Consider the following 16725-nt stretch of genomic DNA (forward strand, 5'->3'; position numbering starts at 1 on the left):
ATTACACCAAGGGCGGTGCGGATGGCAAGGCCGCCGCTTTCGCCCGGTGCGGGAACGGATCCAGCACCAATATGCAGCCACCGATGATTGCTACCGCGCCGAAGGCCTGGATGATGGTCAGCGACTCGCCGAGCATGACAGTGCCAACCAGCACGGCGATCGTGGTCACGGCGAATTCGACGCTGATCGCCCTGGTCGCGCCGATGCTGGCCACCAGCCGGAAGTAGACGACATAGGTCAGCGCGCTCATCACGCAAGCGAGAAGGGCGAGATAGAGGAAATCGACAGGGCGCGGCATGGCCGGCACCGGGACGGCCAGCAGCAGCGGCAGTGTCATCAGCCCGCCGAACAGAAAGGCGGCGCCGGTGAGTTCGAACGAGCCGGCCGAGCGCAGATGGCGATTGGCGTAGTTGCTGCCGAAGGCGGCGGAGAAGGAGCTGAACAGCGAGGCGGCGCAGCCGAATGCGAAGGACGGCGTGATCGGCACCGAAGGGAAGCCGACCAAGACCACGATGCCCGCAGCGCCGAGCAGCAAGCCGGCCAGCCCGCGAACGGTGATGCGCTCGAGCCCCCATAACTGGCCAAGGATCATCGAGAACAGCGGGATCGCGGCAACGAGAATGGCCGCCATCGCCGTGCCGATACGCGGCGTGGCGTAGGACAGGCCGATCAGCTGCGCCGCGACGGTCGTCGCGCCAACCATGGCGAAGTGCCGCCAGCCGGCGCTGAAATCGAGCCGTCGCCGCGTCGCCGCCGCCAGCAGGAAGAGCGTGATGCCGGCGATCAGCGAGCGCAAGGTCACCGCGCCGACCCAGCCGAATGCGTGTACCACCTTGAGCAGCACGAGGAACGACAGGCCCCAGGTGACGGCCAGGAAGGCGTAGGCTGCGATATCCTTGGGTTTCATTTCGCGCGGCTGCGTGAGGTTTAGGCGGGAGACGAGAGCCCCACGGCCGTATCGCTTCGGCCGGCGACTGACAAGGGAAGGCGCATGGTCCAGTCGGCCGGCAAAGGTGTTCGGCCATTTCCTGCTCGACCTCAACAAGGAATATGAACTAAGCGGCGGTCACCTGAGACCCCTGCCTGTGCCAATCAAAACCTGGTCAAACCGATTTTGGGCATCCCGGTAAACATAGTGTACGTCGTTCAGGTAGGGCACACCGATATCGTTGAGGTCCAGTGCGTCGACATAGGGCCATATGTCTACGACGGCATTCACCGTGGCGGTGACATTCGTCATCGGCTCAGCGAAGCAGGCTTTGAACTCTTTCTCATCAAGTCTGCGAACGACCACCATCACTTATTCTAGGTGATGGCGCTTGAAAATCGCAACCGATCGAAACGTAATGTTTACAGGCCGCTACTTCCCCGGCCTGCCCGTTTTCCCAGGCCGGCGCTTTTCGCGGCGGGCGTCGCCTGGGTCCTCGTAGGAGCCGATTCCGGCGCGCTGGCGGATGATTGGTTTGTCGTCGCGATCTGTCGCGCCTGTCCTACCGGCCCCCACGAGGGGGGAGATCGGCTGGGGCTTCGCCGGCACTTTTCCTTCGACCGGCTTTTCCGTGCGCCGCACGGTCATCTCGTCCAGAGAGTTCTTCTTGAACAGCGGCTTGACCGGCTCGCCCGGAATACCGAAGTCGGAACCGTGCGCTTCGGACGCCGACTGTTTCTTGAACAGCGAGCGTGACACCGCACCCGCGGGCGTCGGCATGTCGGTGCCGGGCCCCATATCGTCGATCGAGGGTTTGGCGAACAGCGGCTTCTTCACCGGCACGGCGCCGTCGGCGCCCATCTCGTCGAGATCAGGCTTGCGGAACAGGTTGGGCCGGGCAGCCCTGGCGGCCTCTTCGGCGGCGCGTGCTTCGTCGAGCTTGCGGAAACGTTCCTGTTCCTCAGCCGTGCGATGCTTGGCCACGCCCTTGTTGTGCTTGCCCTTTTCGCGGCCCGAGACCGGGCTTTCCATGTCGGCGTATTTGGCCAGCGGGTCGTCGGAAATCGACAGTTCCATCTCGCGCAGCCGCTTGATCTCATCGCGGATGCGGGCGGCCTTCTCGAAGTCGAGATTGGCGGCGGCGTCGCGCATCTGTTTTTCCATCGCGTCGAGATGCGCCTTGAGGTTGTTGCCCATCATGGCGCCGGCGCTGTCGGTGAACTGCGAGATGTCGGCGCGGACATGGTCCTTCTCGTAGACCGAGTCCAGAATGTCGGAGATGCGCGACTTGACCGATTCCGGCGTGATGCCGTTGGCGGCGTTCCACTCCATCTGCTTTTCGCGGCGGCGGTTGGTTTCGGCCATCGCCCGCTCCATCGAGCCGGTGACCTGGTCGGCATAGAGGATGACCTTGCCGTCGACGTTGCGGGCGGCGCGGCCGATGGTCTGGATGAGCGAGGTTTCGGAGCGCAAAAAACCTTCCTTGTCGGCATCGAGAATGGCGACGAAGCCGCATTCGGGAATATCCAGGCCTTCGCGCAAAAGGTTGATGCCGACCAGCACGTCGAAAGCGCCGAGGCGCAAGTCGCGCAGGATCTCGATGCGCTCCAGCGTGTCGATGTCGGAGTGCATGTAGCGCACGCGCACGCCCTGTTCGTGCAGATATTCGGTCAAATCCTCGGCCATGCGCTTGGTCAGCACCGTGACCAGCGTGCGGTAGCCGGCGGCCGTGGTCTCGCGGATCTCGCCGACGACATCGTCGACCTGGCTTTTCGCCGGGCGCACCTCGACCGGCGGGTCGATCAGGCCGGTCGGGCGGATGACCTGCTCGGCGAAGACGCCGCCGGACTGTTCCATTTCCCAGCCGCCCGGGGTCGCCGAAACGGCGACGGACAGCGGGCGCATGGCGTCCCATTCCTCGAAGCGCAGCGGCCGGTTGTCCATGCAGGAGGGCAGGCGGAAGCCATACTCGGCCAGCGTCGCCTTGCGCCGGAAGTCGCCGCGATACATGCCGCCGATCTGCGGCACGGTGACGTGGCTTTCGTCGATGAACACCAGTGCATTGTCCGGGATATACTCGAACAAGGTCGGCGGCGGGTCGCCCGGCTGGCGGCCGGTGAGATAACGCGAATAGTTCTCGATGCCGGCGCAGGAGCCGGTGGCTTCCAGCATTTCGAGGTCGAAGCGGGTGCGCTGCTCCAGCCGCTGCGCCTCCAGCAGGCGGCCGGCGCGCTCCAGTTCCACCAGCCGCTGCTTGAGCTCTTCCTTGATCGACTTGATCGCCTGGTTGAGCGTCGGGCGCGGCGTCACATAGTGCGAGTTGGCGTAGATCTTGACGCTTTTCAGCTCGCCGGTCTTCTGGCCGGTCAGCGGATCGAACTCGGTGATCTGCTCGATCTCGTCGCCGAACATCGAGATGCGCCAGGCGCGGTCCTCAAGGTGGGCCGGGAAGATCTCGATCGTGTCGCCGCGCACGCGGAACGAGCCGCGCACGAAATTGATGTCCTGGCGCTTGTATTGCTGGGCGACGAGGTCGGCGAGCAAAGCGCGCTGGTCGAGCCGGTCGCCGATCTGCATCTGGAAGGTCATCGCCGTATAGGTCTCGACCGAACCGATACCGTAGATGCAGGACACCGAGGCGACGATGATGACGTCGTCGCGCTCGAGCAGCGAGCGCGTCGCCGAGTGGCGCATGCGGTCGATCTGTTCGTTGATCGAGGATTCCTTCTCGATGAAGGTGTCGGTGCGCGGAACGTAGGCTTCCGGCTGGTAGTAGTCGTAATAGGAGACGAAATACTCCACCGCATTGTCGGGGAAGAATTTCTTGAACTCGGAATAGAGCTGCGCGGCCAGCGTCTTGTTGGGCGCCAGGATCAGGGCAGGGCGCTGCGTCTCCTCGATCACCTTGGCCATGGTGAAGGTTTTTCCCGAGCCGGTGACGCCGAGCAGCACCTGGGTGCGGTCGTTGTTGTCGACGCCTTCGACAAGGTCCTTGATGGCGGTCGGCTGGTCGCCGGCCGGCTCGAAGTCCGACACCATCTTGATGGCGATGCCGCCTTCCGACTTTTCCGGCCGGGCAGGGCGGTGCGGCGTCCACAGCACGCCATCCTTGTGCAGCGGATTGCCGGATTCGATCAGCGCCGAGAGCGCGGCGACCGTCGCGGTGACGCCGCTCGACGTCATCGTCTCGGCTTCTTCCAGCGAGATATCGAGGCCGGCGACCGGATTGAGGCCGGCCGCGGCGCGTTCGCGAGCGGTGGCCGCGCCGCCCATCGAGGTGCCGCGCGCCGTGCGCCCGGGCGCGGAGGAACGCTCGGGAACCTTCTTGGATGGTCTTGGCGCTTTGCCGCCGTCGCCCTTGCCAGCCTGGCGCCCTTCGCGCTCCGCCTCCTGCTCGATCTGTTCGGCCCAGTCGGCGATCGAACCGGTCAGCGGCGTGCCCGACAGTTCGGGCTGCGGCATCTCGGCAAAGCCACCTTTATGCAGCGGCTCGGAGGCGTCGAGGAAATCGGTCAGCGGGCTGCGCCGCTTCGGCGCGGCGCGATCGTCATTCGCCGTCGGCGGCGTTCTTTTATCGGGGGATTTGGCCATGCCCCGAATATGGGAGATCTTGGCGAAAATGGAAAGAGCGCGATGCGGCTAGGCGCATGCCCCGATGCAGCTCCTGACAGCAGGCTGTCAGGAGGAGGCAGTTGCCGAGGGGCATCCGCCCGCGGTCAGGCGCCGCGGGCGTTGTCCGTCGCGACCTGGGTCGGCGATCCGTTGAGGCGCGGCACCACGACGAGGCGTGTGACCTTGCCTTTCTTGAAGGCGGCGAGGAAGCGGGAATAGTCCCTGAAGACCACGCAGCCGTTGGACTCGGCGCGGCCGCCGCGCAGCATGTAGGTGTGGGCGAGCAGGCCGTTGCGGTTGTATTTGTTGCCACCGCCGACCGGAGTCAGGCGCAATGCCTCGACGCCATGGAAGCGCGATTCACGCAGCGACAGATTGTAGGTGTTGGGGGGCGTCGGGCCACGATCCTTCACATGGACATAGCGCGGCTGGTCGACCATGGCGCCGAGGCCGGAATGGGCCTCGAGCCGCTGGCCGTCCGGCATGTAGACGGTCTTGGCGCTGATGTCATAGACCGCGACGCCGTGGCCGGCTCCACTTCCGCCGCTCGGTCCGTTGAAGAGGTTCCTGAACGCCTGGCCAAGGCCGCCCGAAGGCGTGTCCGGCTTGGCATAGGCCAGCACATCGCCGCCGTCGCGGCCGGCCCGGGCCGGCCTTGCGGGCTGGGCCTGCTGGACCGGCTTTGCCTCCGGCGCCGGCTTTTGCTGCGCGATCTTGGGCTGAGCAATCTTGGGCTGCGGCGCCGGCTCATCCTGATCCACCACGGCCCTTGGCTGCCGCGGCGCGTCATATTGCGGGCGGCGGGTCGGCAGCGGCACGTCGTCGGTCAGCGCATCCGGCAGCGAGGCAGCGTCGCCGGGCTGTTGCGGCTGGGTCTCGGCAGGCGCAACCGCGACATCGGCAGAAGATTCGGTCATCGGCAGCGGAGAGGCAAATGCTTCGTCCTCGACGGGCAGCGACTGGACGAGGGCCAGCGCCAGCTGCGTGTTGTCAGGCGCCTGCGACTGGGCGAGGCCCATCGGCGCCGGCGCGGTCTGGACGACGGCGCCGGTATCGGCACGGGCAAAGCGTTCCGCCACCGGAGCCGGCATGTCGCTCGACAGGCTGGCCATCACCTGGACCGACGGAACCAGCGAGGCCTCGGTAATCTGCGGCGCGGCCGTGGAAATCACCGGGCGGGCGTCGGCCGTGGCGACGGGCTTGCCGGCGCCGGCAAAGGCGGCGGCGAGCTTGGTCGGCGACAGCGACGCCTCCATGCGGTCGAAGCGTTCCTGCGCCTTCGACTTCAAGATTGGCTGTTCCGGCCTTGCGTGGGCCGCGAGGCGCGCGGATTTCTCACCCAGCGGGCTCACACGGGCCAGCTTGAAGCAGGTGGCGCCGCATTGCACGGCATGGTCATGCAAGGCCTGGCTGCCGCCATGGGCATTGGCCAGCACGAACGGCGCCGAAGACCTCAGGAAATGCTGTTTCAGCGGATCGGCCATCGCCAGCGAGCCCGGCATGGCCAGCGTCTGAGGCAGGCCGCTCGATGTCGCCGACAGCGACGCACCGACGGAGCTGAGGCCGGCCATGGTGCCGATCAGCCAGAGGCCGACGGCGGCGCTGGCACCGGGGACCGCGACCCAGCGGACGATCCGTTTCGGATTGAAGGAAGGGGTGCGCTGCGCATCGACGAACTCGCCGCCCTCGCGCTGGTCCCGGATTATTTTGTGTTTACTCGACAACGCCATGCAACCAATCTCGCTCCAATCGGTTTTCCCCGTACGTGGCCTTGTCAGCCGCGACGACCATTCTGCGAGTGATCCCAGGGTGGTCCCCGACGCGTTTGCCGCGCCTGTCGTTGATTGCCGATTGCTTCAAAATATGGACAAAGTTGGTTAACCAATCCCTCTCAAAACCAACCGAGAGACGTGGACTTTGTGCCAAAAAAGGCTCGTCCACGATCATGCACGCGGTATTTCAGCCCTTCCGATGCAGGTTTGCTGCCTGTTTTTGGCGACCGAGTCAAGCAAAACAGCCATTGCTAATATAAGGCAAGGTCGCTCCGGCGGGCCCTGCGGCAATGCGGCGTGCCGTTACACGGCCCTGAAAAAGCCGATGGCATCGGCGAAACTGTTGCCCGCTTGCCACATTTTTTCGGCCCGCACGGTCGTCCCCCGACGCCCATTGACTCGTTTTGGGAGGCGGTGCAATCGGGTTGAAGTGCTTGGTTTTGGGGTGGCAAAGGCCACTTTTGGAGGCTTTTTCCATGAAGCGTCGAGATTTCTTGACGCTGTCGGCGGGTGCGGCGGCGTTCTCCATTCTTCCGGCCGCGGTCAGGGCCAACGTGCCCGTGCCCTACGACCGCAACGCCGAAGTGCCGATCAACGACAAGAAATCGTTCATTGACTGGATGGTGGCCAATCGCGGCGAGGATCCGAAGCTTTTGGCGCAGCGATTCGATCGCTTCCAGATCATGGTCTACAACAAGGACGTGCTGGACGACCGCAACAAGCGCGCCTTCCTTTTGACACCGCGTGAGGAATTCGTGCTGCCGCAGAATGTGGGGCGCGCCTATGACCATGCCTTCCTCGACATCGGCTATGGCGTGACGATTTCGGGTCCGCACCTCGTCGGGCGGATGACGACGTCGATCGACGTGCAATTCGGCGAGGCCGTGCTCGAGATCGGCACCGGCTCGGGCTACCAGTCGGCCTATCTCGCCAACCTCACCGACAAGGTGCACACGATCGAGATCATCAATCCGCTGGCGCAGCGCACGCGGCGCACCTATGACGGGCTGGTCGAGCGCGGCTACAGTGAGTTCGGTTCGGTCACCAGCCGCAATGCCGACGGCTATTATGGCTGGGAAAGCGTCGGCCCGTTCGACAAGATCATCGTCACCTGCGGCATCGACCACATCCCGCCGTCGCTGCTGCAGCAGCTGAAGCCCAACGGCGTGATGGTCATTCCGGTCGGCCCGCCGGGCGCGCAGCACGTGCTCAAGGTGACCAAGCAGCAGCTCGCCGACGGCACGTTCAACATCGTCCGCTCGGACATCTACAATGGCAAGGTGGTGCCATTCGTGCCGTTCACGAAGCTCGAGGGCGACCAGATCGTCGGCACGCACAACGGCTGAGCATTTGCGGCATCAAGGGACCTGAATGGCAGCCGTTGCATCGAATTCCCGCCTGAGCATCCCTTCCCTGGAGGCGCCACGGCCGGCGCACTACCTCGCGGTCGGGCTGGTCGCCGGCGCCATCATCGCCCTGCAGATCGCCGTCATGCGGGTGTTCGCGGTCGGCAGCTGGTCGCATTTCGGCTCGCTGGTGGTCAGCCTCGCCATGCTCGGCTTTTCGCTGTCCAGCGTCGTCATCTTCGCCGGCAAGGGCTGGTTCGACCGCCATTGGCAAGGGGCCGCCACTGCGGCCCTGCTGCTCATCGGCCCGCTCGCCGTCGGCTCCAACCTGGTTGCCCAGACGGTACCGTTCAACGCCATCTTCCTGGTGTCCGATCCGGCGCAGAAATGGCGGCTGCTCGCCAATTTCCTGCTCTATCTCCTGCCGTTCCTGGCCGGCGCGTTCTTCCTCGGCATCGTCTTCCTGAAAAGCCGCATGGCCTTCGGCCGCGTCTATTTCGCCGACCTCACCGGTTCGGGGCTTGCCGGCCTCGCCGTGCTGGTCTCGCTCTATCTGTTCGCGCCGGAAACCATCATCGTCGTGCCGCTGCTTTTGTGGGCCGCCGGTTCGCTGCTGTGGTTTGTTGCTTTCGGCGCCTGGAAGAGCGTCGTCGCCGGCGTCGTGGTCGCGGCGCTGTCGATATCAGGCTATCTCATGCTGCCCAGCCTGCTCGGCATACCCGACATAGCCGTATCGCAATACAAGGGCGTCGCCTATGCCCGCAATTTTCCGGACGGCAAGCGCATCTACCGCAGCGTCTCGCCCTTCGGCGATCTGCAGGTCTATGCCAGCTCCTACATGCATTTCGCGCCGGGCCTGAGCGACAATGCCGCCTTCGGCATGCCTGAAGTGCCGGCCAACACCTATGTCGGCATGTATCGCGACGGCGACGGGCCTGAAGGTATCATGCGCAACCTGGCGCCGGCCGAGCAGGTCTATTTCCGCTATCTGCCGATGCACTATCCCTATGTCATCAAGGATAAGCCCAAAACCTTCGTCGTGCAGTTCGGCGGCGGCATCTCTACGCAGGCGGCGCTCAATGCCGATTCGACCTCGGTGACCGTCGCCGAGAGCAATCCGATGACATTGCGGGCGTTCCGCGACCCTGTGCTGAAGGATGTCACCGGCGACATCCTGGCCGAGCCGCGGCTCAAGGTCATCGACTATGATGGGCGGCTGTTCCTGGCCAACACGACGGAGCGCTACGACGTTATCGACCTCAGCCTCGCCGACAGTGTCGGCCTGTCCAATCCCGGCGGCTTCGCCATCTCGGAAAAATACGCCTACACGCGCGAAGCGATGCTTAGCTACATGCACGCGCTGGCCGATGGCGGCGTGCTGTCGATCACCTTGTGGAACAAGGAAGAGCCGCCGAAATCGGTTCTGAAGCTCTATTCGACCGTCGCCGAGGCGGCGAGGACCTTCGACAGCCAGGGCGCCGCCAACGACATCTTCGCGGTCTCGAGTTACCTCTCGACCACGACCGTGCTGTTCAAGCGCGGCGGCTTTACCGAGGCCGAAATCAAGACGCTGCGCGACTACACCAAGTCGATGTCCTGGGAGGAGGTCTACTATCCAGGAATGACCTATGACGGTTCGGGCGCACAAAAGGTGCTCGACGATTATCGCGCCTCGATCTTCGGCAGCGGACAGGACGCGACACTGACGCAGCAGCCGGCCGCCGGCGCGACCGCGCCTGCCGACCCGACCGCGCCGGCAAATCCCGATTGCGACCCGACGGCGCCGGCCGATCCGACGCTCGACGCCTGTGCGGGGGCCGGCGGCGATGCCGGCCCGCAAGTGCTGCCGGCGACGGAACTGCAGCGCATGAGCTGGCACGCGCTTTTGACCGGCGGCTGGGAAAAACTTGCCGGCGACTACGTCTTCGACACCCGGGCGCTGAGCAACGACCAGCCCTATTTCGCCGCCTATGTGAAGGTCGCCGACCTGCCGCGCACGCTCGACCGGCTCGACCTGTTCCAGGACGATTGGGGCTATCTCTTGATCTGGGCGACGCTCGGCATCGCCTGCATCACGGCGGCATCACTGGTGCTGCTGCCGGTCATCTTCGGCTGGCGCATCGTGTTCTCGCGCTCGCGCGGCAAGCTCGGCACCATCCTCTATTTCGCCTGTCTCGGCCTCGGCTACATCATGGTCGAGGTCGGGCTGATCAGCCGCTTTACGGTGGCGCTCGCCAACCCGACCGTGTCGGCCTCGGTGCTGATCTCCTCGATGCTGGTGTTTTCCGGGCTCGGCAGCCTGTTTGCCGAGCGCATCTTCGACCGCGCCAGGACGCTGCTGCCGATCGTGCTGCTGGCGGTCTGCGGGCTGCTGCTCGCCTATGGCTTCTATCTGTCGCCGGTGCTCGACCGGATCGGCGCCTATCCCTATGCGGTGCGCCTGCTGCTCTGCTTCCTTTTGGTGTCGCCGCCGGCCTTCCTGATGGGCATGCCGATGGCCACCGCCATGACCTGGCTGGCGCGGCTCGGCAAGGAGCATCTTTTCGTCTGGGCCTGGGGCATCAATGGCTGTTTCTCGGTCATCGGCTCGGCCGCCGTGCCGATCGTCGCCACCAGCTTTGGCTTAAGCGCCGTCCTGCAATGGGCGGCGATCGCCTATCTCATCGCCATCCCGGCCTTCTTTGCCGTACTGTTGCCGTCGAAAGCGCCGTCCGTGCGGCTGGTGGCGGCCTGATGCCGGACCGCCGCGCCATCGTTGCCGGATTGCTGGCCACGGCGATGTTTCCGGCGGTGAGCCAGGGGGCGCGCTTGCGCAAGGCCATATCCACCGTAGTGCCGTTCAAGGCATCGCCCTTTCCCTACCGTGGCAAGCTGCCCGACGGCTCGGCACCGTTTCTCGACGTCACGGCGGCGGATGGAAGGCGCGGCCACACCTCGCCACGCGGCGGCATCTATTGGGAAGACGAGACCTATTCCGACCGCTCGACGCTGCTGGCGGTGCCGAAAGGGTTCGATCCGGCTAGGCCGGCGGTCATCGTGGTGTTCTTCCACGGCAATGGCGCCACCTTGCAGCGCGATGTCGTCGGCCGCCAGCGTGTCGTCACGCAGGTCGAGGCGTCCGGCCTCAACGCCGTGCTGGTGGCGCCGCAATTCGCCAGCAATGCGCAGGATTCCAGCGCCGGCAATTTCTGGACGCCGGGCTATTTTACCAAATTCATCGCCGAGGCTGCGCAAGGCATGGCCAGGCTGACCGGCGCCAAGGCGGCAAAGTTCGACGCCATGCCGGTGGTGCTGGTGGCCTATAGCGGCGGCTACAATCCGGCCGCTTCCATTCTCAGGAACGGCGACATCGGTGGACGCCTGCTCGGCGTCGTCCTGCTCGACGCCGTCTTCGACGAGGCGGACATCTTCGCCAGCTGGATCACGCAGCACCGGAAGAGTTTCTTCGTCAGCGCCTATGGCAAGTCCTCGGCCTCCGGCAATGCCGAGATCAGGCAGTTGCTGGCGGGCCAGGGCATCGACGCCAGCACCGATCCGCCGCGTCGGCTCGAAGCCGGAACCATCGCCTTGCTCGCCTCCGATGCCGCCCATGACACGTTCGTCACCCGCGCCTTCGTCGGCAATCCGCTGCAGTGGCTGCTTGGCCGGCTGCACGGGTTTCCGCGCTAAGGCTTTTTGGTACTCCAGTCCAAGTCCCCGTTCATGCTTCTGACCGCCATCGTCATCGCCCAGCTGTTGGACCCGCTCAGGATCCTGCTGGTCGGGATCGCCTATTTTCTCAGCCGGCTGGTTAAAAGGCCGGGCGTGGCCTGGCTTGGATTGTGCGCGGCGATTGTCGTCATCGCCGCTGGATTTCCATTCGTTGTCCTTGGCCAATCCGGCGAAATCGCCTGGACGACCGCCGTCATCGGTGTGATATCGAACGCGCTGATAGCCGCCGCCATGGCCGGGCTGCTGCGGCTTCAGCGATGGCTTTTCCAACTCTTTGTTTGACACAATTTCTGCGGGAAAACCGTTTCACGATTTTCCCGGAACTGCTGGCGCCGTGGATGCTGGATACTTCTCCCGCGCCCAGCGAGGGCAGGGATCCAGCTTCTGATAGGCCGCTCAGTTGAACCACAGCGCGAACGTCAAAAACCCGCCGCCGCCAAATTCGCGCTGGATCTGGTCGAAATCCTCGGTGGTCAGGATCCTGCCGCTTTCGAGATAAGGCGCGATTCCAGGGCCGGTAATCGACAGCACCAGGTCGAAGGGCTTCGGCTCGTCGAAGAAGCGCTTCATGTTGATGCCCTTGCCGGCGATGCGGAAATGCGGCAGCAGCGCGCGGCCCTCGAGCAGGTCCTCGGCCATGGTCAAGGTGGCGAGCCACGCCTGGACCTGCTCCTCGCCGACTTCGAGGCCGGTCAGCGGGTTCTCGCCCTTCTGCTGTGACCCGGGCAGCCATTCGCGGTCATTGTCGGTCTCGGCGCGGATCGCCTTCCAATCCTCGCGCGACAGCCGGATCATTTCGAGCAATTCCTGGCGGGCCGCCTTGCGGCGCTCCGGTTCGACCACCGGCCAGTTGATCATGTGCACCATCGAGATGAAATCGGCGATGCGCCATTCCGAGGCGAACATGCTCGAGCCCACCTCGCTGGGCGGCGGCACGAGAATATCCTGCAAGGGCAGCTTGGCGCGCGGGAACAGCATGTGGAAGGAGCCATCGAAAGTGGTTCTGAAATCATGCGCCAGCCAGAAATCGGCCTGCGCCATCAGGAATTCGGCATAGCCCTGCAGCCAATAGCCGTCGGCGCGGTCGAAGCGGAAGGTCAGCGCCGGTGCGGTATCGCCCTGCGAAAGGCCACCGTGCGACAGCGCGGCCATGATAGCCGCCATGCTTTCGTCCGGCGCGATCGTGCCGTCCTCGTTGAGGTCGATGCCGACATGGGTGAGGTCGATGACCATGCCGATATCGGCATCGGCCGGCACCGAGCCCAGGGTCGCGGCGGATTTTGCCAACCTGTCGCGGAAGGCCGCCAATATGGCGCGGAACTCTTCGTAGGTCAGCGGCTCGGGATTGGGATTGGAGGGCACCGGCAGCTGCATCAGGGGCAGCATGAAGGATTGCGGGCTTTCGAAGCCGTGGCGGTGCAGGCCGCTGGCGAGCAGTTCAAGTGCGGTGAAGAACTCACCGGCGCCTGCGGCATAGGCCGATGCCGGATCTTTCGGTGCGGCCGCCTCCAGCGTCGACAGGGCGCTGTCGCGCGCGGCCACGGTCTTAGCCTCGAAAAGCGCGGTTGCCCCTTCGGGCACGGCGGCGTGCGCCGAAGACAGCGGCACAAGCAGAATGAATGCGGATGCCATCAGGCTTGCTATTCGTGTCATCTTTCCCTCCCAAGCATTTGCCGCCGACGACCATACACAGATTTGCGGCTATTTGCGGTGTCGCGCCCGTCAGTGCCGATGCGCTGTCCACATCGTTGATTGACGACGGCTTCAACCCGCCCATGGGACAGTCTAAACAAGGCAAACGATTGGGCATTGCGTGTCGAACTATCCGCTTTCCTACAAACTGTCCTGGCTGCCGCGTTTCCTTAAGCCGTCGCTTGGCGGCGACGGCAATGGGTTTGCGCCGATGGCGGGGATGTTGATGGAGCCGCCGCCAAGGCGGACGGTGCGGCTTGCCTTCATCGGCGACATCTCGGCCGTGGCCAACGGCAGCACGCCGGATTTCGATCCGGCGATCAAGGCGCTGCTTGGCACCGCCGATCTGGTGATCGGCAATTGCGAAAGCCCTGTCGTGGACAGGCCGAGCGCGGTGCTGGGCACAAGGCTCGGCACGCACCATGCGATGAGCGAGCGGTTTCTGGCCGAGGCGCTCGCCGCGGCCGGTCTTGCGCGCGAAAAGCTGGTGCTGTCGCTGGCCAACAACCATGCGCTCGACCAGGGCGTCGCCGGTTTCGACGAGACGGTGGCGGCGCTGAAGCGGCTCGGTATCCGCAGCATAGGCCTTGCCGCCGATGGCCCGGTGCAGGCGGTCAAAGTCGGGCTGCTGAATGTCGGCTTCGCGGCCTTCACGCTGTGGCGCAATGCAGATGAGAGCCTGTTTGCAGGGCGTGTGTCGATGGGCAGTGATCCGGCCGGCTGGCCGCGCGGGTTCGATCTTCTTTGCGCCGTGCCGCATTGGGACTGGGAGTTCCGGCACTTTCCGCGCGCCGGGACTCGTGCATTGGCCAGGCGCCTTGCCGGGCAGGGCGTCGGCCTGATCGCCGGCCATCACGCGCATGTGGTGCAGCCGGTGGAGCTGATCGGCGAGACCGTCGTCGCCTATGGGCTCGGCGATTTCCTCGGCACCGCCCTGGCGCGACAGCCATGGCCGGGGCGCATTGGTGGGATTTTCGTTGTGGATGTCAGTGCGGATGTCGAGACGCGCGGTGCGATTGCGGCCTACCGGATGCATCCGTTCGTGCGGCTGCGGGGCAGGGGCCATGAGCAGCTCGTGCCGGTGGAGGGGTTGGAGGGCGCGATGAGGGAAAGGGTCGAGAGGCGGTTGGGCGCGATCTTTCCTTCTCCCCTTGTGGGAGAAGGTGGATCGGCGCGTTAGCGCCGAGACGGTCGAGGGGTGGGTGACGAAGCGCCGTCGGCGTCAAGCTGGAACACCCCTCATCCGACCGAGCTTCGCTCGGCCACCTTCTCCCACAAGGGGAGAAGGGATCACCGCTTCATCCGTCTGGCGCCGCTCCTGCAAAACCAGCTATCATGATCGTAGTCAGGCTTGCGGGGGGTGGTGGTGGAAGCAGCGGATTTCATGCCTGATGAGACTGTCATCGCCGGCATCCGGAAGAACATCGAGGCCTATGAGGCGGCGCGGGCCTCGGCGGTGCGGCAGGTGCGCTGGCGAGTGCCGCTGTTCGTCGGGCTGGTGCTGGTGGCCGTGGCGGCGATCGCCTGGCTGTTCAACAAGGTTGCCGACCCCAACGAGCAATGGTTCTCGACGCCGCATGTGTTCCTCTATTGCATCGGCTTTGCCGCTTCGATCCTGCTGTATTTCCAGGCCATGAAGCCGGCGACGCGGCTGCAGCAATCGTTCCGCGACACGCTGTTGCCGATCATCTTCGGCTTCATCCGCGACATCCGTTACCAGCATGGCGGCAGGCCGAACTCGTTCGACCGGCTGCCGCGCGAGGCGGTCGGGCCCTTCAACCGGCAAGCCTTCGACGATGTCGTGTCCGGCCGCTACGAAGGGTTTCCTTTCGAACTCTACGAGGCCGAACTGCGCGAAGGCACCGGCAAGGGCTCATCGACGGCGTTCAAGGGTGTCATCGTCGCTTTCGAAGCCATCGAGCCGTTCCCAGGGATCCTGGTGGCAACGCGGCGGACCAATGCGGTCGTCGGCTTCTTCCGCGGCCTGTTCGGCTCCAAGCTGCAGGAGCTGTCATCGGGCGAACCATTGCTCGACGCGGCCTACGAATTCCGCACCGACAATGTCGAGGCGGCGCGGCCGCTGGTGACCGGCCGGCTGGCGCAGGCGCTGAAATGGCTCGGCGAAACCTGGCCGGACGATCCGGCCCGCGTCGCGCTCAACGGCGGCGATGGGTTCCTGCTGCTGCCGCAGGCCAAGAATTTCTTCGAGTTGCCCGACATTTCGGTGCCGCTCGACTACACCAGGCATGTGGCGCCGATGATCTCCGACATGGGCGCCATGCTGGCGACGGCGGCGCTGGTGCGAAAGATCGGCGCGAAGGACGAGATGGGTTGATCGCCGTCAGCAGTCGAAGCCATATTGTTCGCGCGTGGCGTCTGCTTCTTCTTTGGACATTCTCTTGAACATCACGCAGACGGTGAAGCTGCCAACCTGCCGTCCACCGCTTCTGTATCCCCAGTCGGAAATGTCGTCCCTGGTGAATTCTATGGCCTGGCCGAGGACGACATTGTGCACCCCCTCCGGCTGATTTGCCAGGATGCCGACAAATCCGGCCCCGATGCGGCTGAACGGGATGACCCAGAAATGTTCGGTGACGTGTCCATCCCGCACCTTAACCTTCAGTTTGAACGTGTCTGTCCCAGGGGGAGGAGCCTCGGACAAGGCCAGGAATTCATCCAGTCTGCTGCGCGCCTTCGCGGTAGCCAGAGCCATATCGGGATCGTCGGGAGTAACGATGACCGTTTTGTCGCCCGGATCCAGGCCTTGTGCGCCGGCCAATCCCGGCGCAAACGCCAGCATCAGGGATATCATGGTCCGGACTGCAAGTTTCATCGTGTCCCCCGGTCGCGACGGTTGAAATCATCGCGCATTCATTTCGGATTTGCAACCACAGCGCGAGTTTCATCCGCCTTTTTGAGATCGCGGTTGAGCTGATCCATGCAACAAAACTTGTATCAACCGAAGATCAGCAGGCTGTTTCGTGATGCAATCCGGGGCGGATTATGGCGGCTGCGTGATGGCCGCGAGGCGCCCGCTGCAATGGCCTAAACGATTCTTTTCGTGGACGAACGGCGCGCGTCGAAGCAAACGATAAGGCAGGAAACTGCGTCAGCCGCAAGCAATGTGTCAGAATTAAGCCTATGATTTCCTTTGCGAAAAGTCACTCAACGTGATTTGCGGCCAGCAGGCTTTCAGGCCCAGTGTCGGCTCGTTCGGTGCTGTCGTTGCGCAAGGCGGCAGCCCGGAAAAGTGAAACAGCACGGAGTGCTATCGATGAAGAAGACCCTCGCAACCACCGCCGCTCTGCTCGCCTTCCTCGGTACGGCCTATGCCGCGTCCGTTCAGGGCACCATCCAGGCGGTCGATCCGACGACCAAGTCGATTACACTCGACGACGGCAAGATCTATCAGCTGTCGCCGGAAGCGAAGATCGGCAAACTCAAGGTCGGCGCCAAGGTGGCGGTAACCGTCGATGACAAGACCGGCATGGTGACGTCGATCAAGAAGGCTTCGTAGCCGCGAGCGTCATGCGTCGGCAGACCTGCTGACCGTACTTTTCAGACCCTGCTCCAATGTTGGCCGGTTCCTTCGGGGATCGGCCATTTTCATGCTCCTGTTCACTCATGCCAGGCCACTGAGGTGGCGGAACGCTGCCCCGGTAGC

The 16725-nt window shown here is 64.2% G+C and carries 13 protein-coding genes; 7 read left to right on the plus strand and 6 right to left on the minus strand.

Annotation, left to right across the window (positions count from 1 at the left end; all coding sequences use genetic code 11):
* Position 1 precedes the first annotated feature (1 nt).
* From FJV83_RS07730 to FJV83_RS07750, 4 genes are all read right to left on the minus strand, one after another.
* On the minus strand, positions 2–907 hold the full coding sequence (locus tag FJV83_RS07730) for a DMT family transporter (protein ID WP_095792811.1): 906 nt from the start codon (positions 905–907) through the stop codon (positions 2–4).
* 159 nt (positions 908–1066) lie between these two features.
* Positions 1067–1297, minus strand: coding sequence for a hypothetical protein (locus tag FJV83_RS07740; protein ID WP_179301088.1), 231 nt, complete (start codon positions 1295–1297; stop codon positions 1067–1069).
* A gap of 63 nt (positions 1298–1360) precedes the next feature.
* On the minus strand, positions 1361–4519 hold the full coding sequence (uvrB, locus tag FJV83_RS07745) for an excinuclease ABC subunit UvrB (RefSeq protein WP_142886045.1): 3159 nt from the start codon (positions 4517–4519) through the stop codon (positions 1361–1363).
* Positions 4520–4644: 125 nt separating this feature from the next.
* Positions 4645–6270: a tlde1 domain-containing protein gene (locus tag FJV83_RS07750; RefSeq protein WP_095792814.1), complete on the minus strand. Its 1626-nt coding sequence runs from the start codon at positions 6268–6270 to the stop codon at positions 4645–4647.
* Between the two features lie 518 nt (positions 6271–6788).
* Between FJV83_RS07750 and FJV83_RS07755 the strand changes: the two genes are divergently transcribed.
* From FJV83_RS07755 to FJV83_RS07770, 4 genes are read left to right on the plus strand one after another with little or no spacing between them, the layout of a single operon-like run.
* A complete protein-coding gene (locus FJV83_RS07755) occupies positions 6789–7658 on the plus strand; it encodes a protein-L-isoaspartate O-methyltransferase (RefSeq protein ID WP_095792815.1) in 870 nt (289 codons plus the stop codon).
* A 25-nt stretch (positions 7659–7683) separates the two neighbouring features.
* Positions 7684–10392 (plus strand): hypothetical protein, encoded by a 2709-nt coding sequence (locus FJV83_RS07760; RefSeq protein WP_142877552.1) that lies wholly within the window; start codon positions 7684–7686, stop codon positions 10390–10392.
* A complete protein-coding gene (locus tag FJV83_RS07765) occupies positions 10392–11327 on the plus strand; it encodes a hypothetical protein (RefSeq protein WP_142886044.1) in 936 nt (311 codons plus the stop codon). Before FJV83_RS07760 ends, FJV83_RS07765 begins: the two co-directional genes overlap by 1 nt.
* A 33-nt stretch (positions 11328–11360) precedes the next feature.
* Entirely contained in the window at positions 11361–11651 is a 291-nt protein-coding gene (locus FJV83_RS07770) for a hypothetical protein (RefSeq protein WP_095789083.1), read from the plus strand.
* A gap of 114 nt (positions 11652–11765) precedes the next feature.
* Here the strand turns inward: FJV83_RS07770 and FJV83_RS07775 are convergent, their stop codons facing one another.
* A complete protein-coding gene (locus FJV83_RS07775; protein ID WP_142886043.1) occupies positions 11766–13022 on the minus strand; it encodes a hypothetical protein in 1257 nt (418 codons plus the stop codon).
* A gap of 160 nt (positions 13023–13182) precedes the next feature.
* Here FJV83_RS07775 and FJV83_RS07780 point away from each other — a divergent pair, with 160 nt between their 5' ends.
* Together FJV83_RS07780 and FJV83_RS07785 are read left to right on the plus strand one after the other, a co-directional pair.
* Positions 13183–14241 carry a CapA family protein gene (locus FJV83_RS07780; RefSeq protein WP_142886042.1) on the plus strand — a complete coding sequence of 353 codons (1059 nt, stop codon included), beginning with the start codon at positions 13183–13185 and terminating at the stop codon, positions 14239–14241.
* Positions 14242–14445: 204 nt separating this feature from the next.
* Positions 14446–15396 carry a DUF3137 domain-containing protein gene (locus FJV83_RS07785; protein ID WP_185973388.1) on the plus strand — a complete coding sequence of 317 codons (951 nt, stop codon included), beginning with the start codon at positions 14446–14448 and terminating at the stop codon, positions 15394–15396.
* 6 nt (positions 15397–15402) lie between these two features.
* Here FJV83_RS07785 and FJV83_RS07790 read toward each other — a convergent pair whose 3' ends face one another.
* A complete protein-coding gene (locus FJV83_RS07790; protein ID WP_095773718.1) occupies positions 15403–15894 on the minus strand; it encodes a DUF2314 domain-containing protein in 492 nt (163 codons plus the stop codon).
* A 441-nt stretch (positions 15895–16335) separates the two neighbouring features.
* On the opposite strand from FJV83_RS07790, the gene FJV83_RS07795 reads away from it, so the two are divergent.
* On the plus strand, positions 16336–16578 hold the full coding sequence (locus FJV83_RS07795; RefSeq protein ID WP_027047290.1) for a DUF1344 domain-containing protein: 243 nt from the start codon (positions 16336–16338) through the stop codon (positions 16576–16578).
* The last annotated feature ends 147 nt before the right edge of the window (positions 16579–16725 follow it).

This window comes from Mesorhizobium sp. WSM4307, from assembly GCF_007003945.1.
Classification (GTDB): Bacteria; Pseudomonadota; Alphaproteobacteria; order Rhizobiales; family Rhizobiaceae; genus Mesorhizobium.

Excerpts from the sequence above, each read along its gene's own strand:
- FJV83_RS07730 (WP_095792811.1), bottom strand. The coding sequence starts at position 907 with ATGAAACCCAAGGATATCGCAGCCTACGCCTTCCTGGCCGTCACCTGG.
- FJV83_RS07740 (WP_179301088.1), bottom strand. The coding sequence starts at position 1,297 with ATGGTGGTCGTTCGCAGACTTGATGAGAAAGAGTTCAAAGCCTGCTTC.
- FJV83_RS07765 (WP_142886044.1), top strand. The coding sequence starts at position 10,392 with ATGCCGGACCGCCGCGCCATCGTTGCCGGATTGCTGGCCACGGCGATG.
- FJV83_RS07760 (WP_142877552.1), top strand. The coding sequence starts at position 7,684 with ATGGCAGCCGTTGCATCGAATTCCCGCCTGAGCATCCCTTCCCTGGAG.
- FJV83_RS07775 (WP_142886043.1), bottom strand. The coding sequence starts at position 13,022 with ATGACACGAATAGCAAGCCTGATGGCATCCGCATTCATTCTGCTTGTG.
- FJV83_RS07795 (WP_027047290.1), top strand. The coding sequence starts at position 16,336 with ATGAAGAAGACCCTCGCAACCACCGCCGCTCTGCTCGCCTTCCTCGGT.
- FJV83_RS07785 (WP_185973388.1), top strand. The coding sequence starts at position 14,446 with ATGCCTGATGAGACTGTCATCGCCGGCATCCGGAAGAACATCGAGGCC.
- FJV83_RS07755 (WP_095792815.1), top strand. The coding sequence starts at position 6,789 with ATGAAGCGTCGAGATTTCTTGACGCTGTCGGCGGGTGCGGCGGCGTTC.
- FJV83_RS07770 (WP_095789083.1), top strand. The coding sequence starts at position 11,361 with ATGCTTCTGACCGCCATCGTCATCGCCCAGCTGTTGGACCCGCTCAGG.
- uvrB (WP_142886045.1), bottom strand. The coding sequence starts at position 4,519 with ATGGCCAAATCCCCCGATAAAAGAACGCCGCCGACGGCGAATGACGAT.
- FJV83_RS07790 (WP_095773718.1), bottom strand. The coding sequence starts at position 15,894 with ATGAAACTTGCAGTCCGGACCATGATATCCCTGATGCTGGCGTTTGCG.
- FJV83_RS07750 (WP_095792814.1), bottom strand. The coding sequence starts at position 6,270 with ATGGCGTTGTCGAGTAAACACAAAATAATCCGGGACCAGCGCGAGGGC.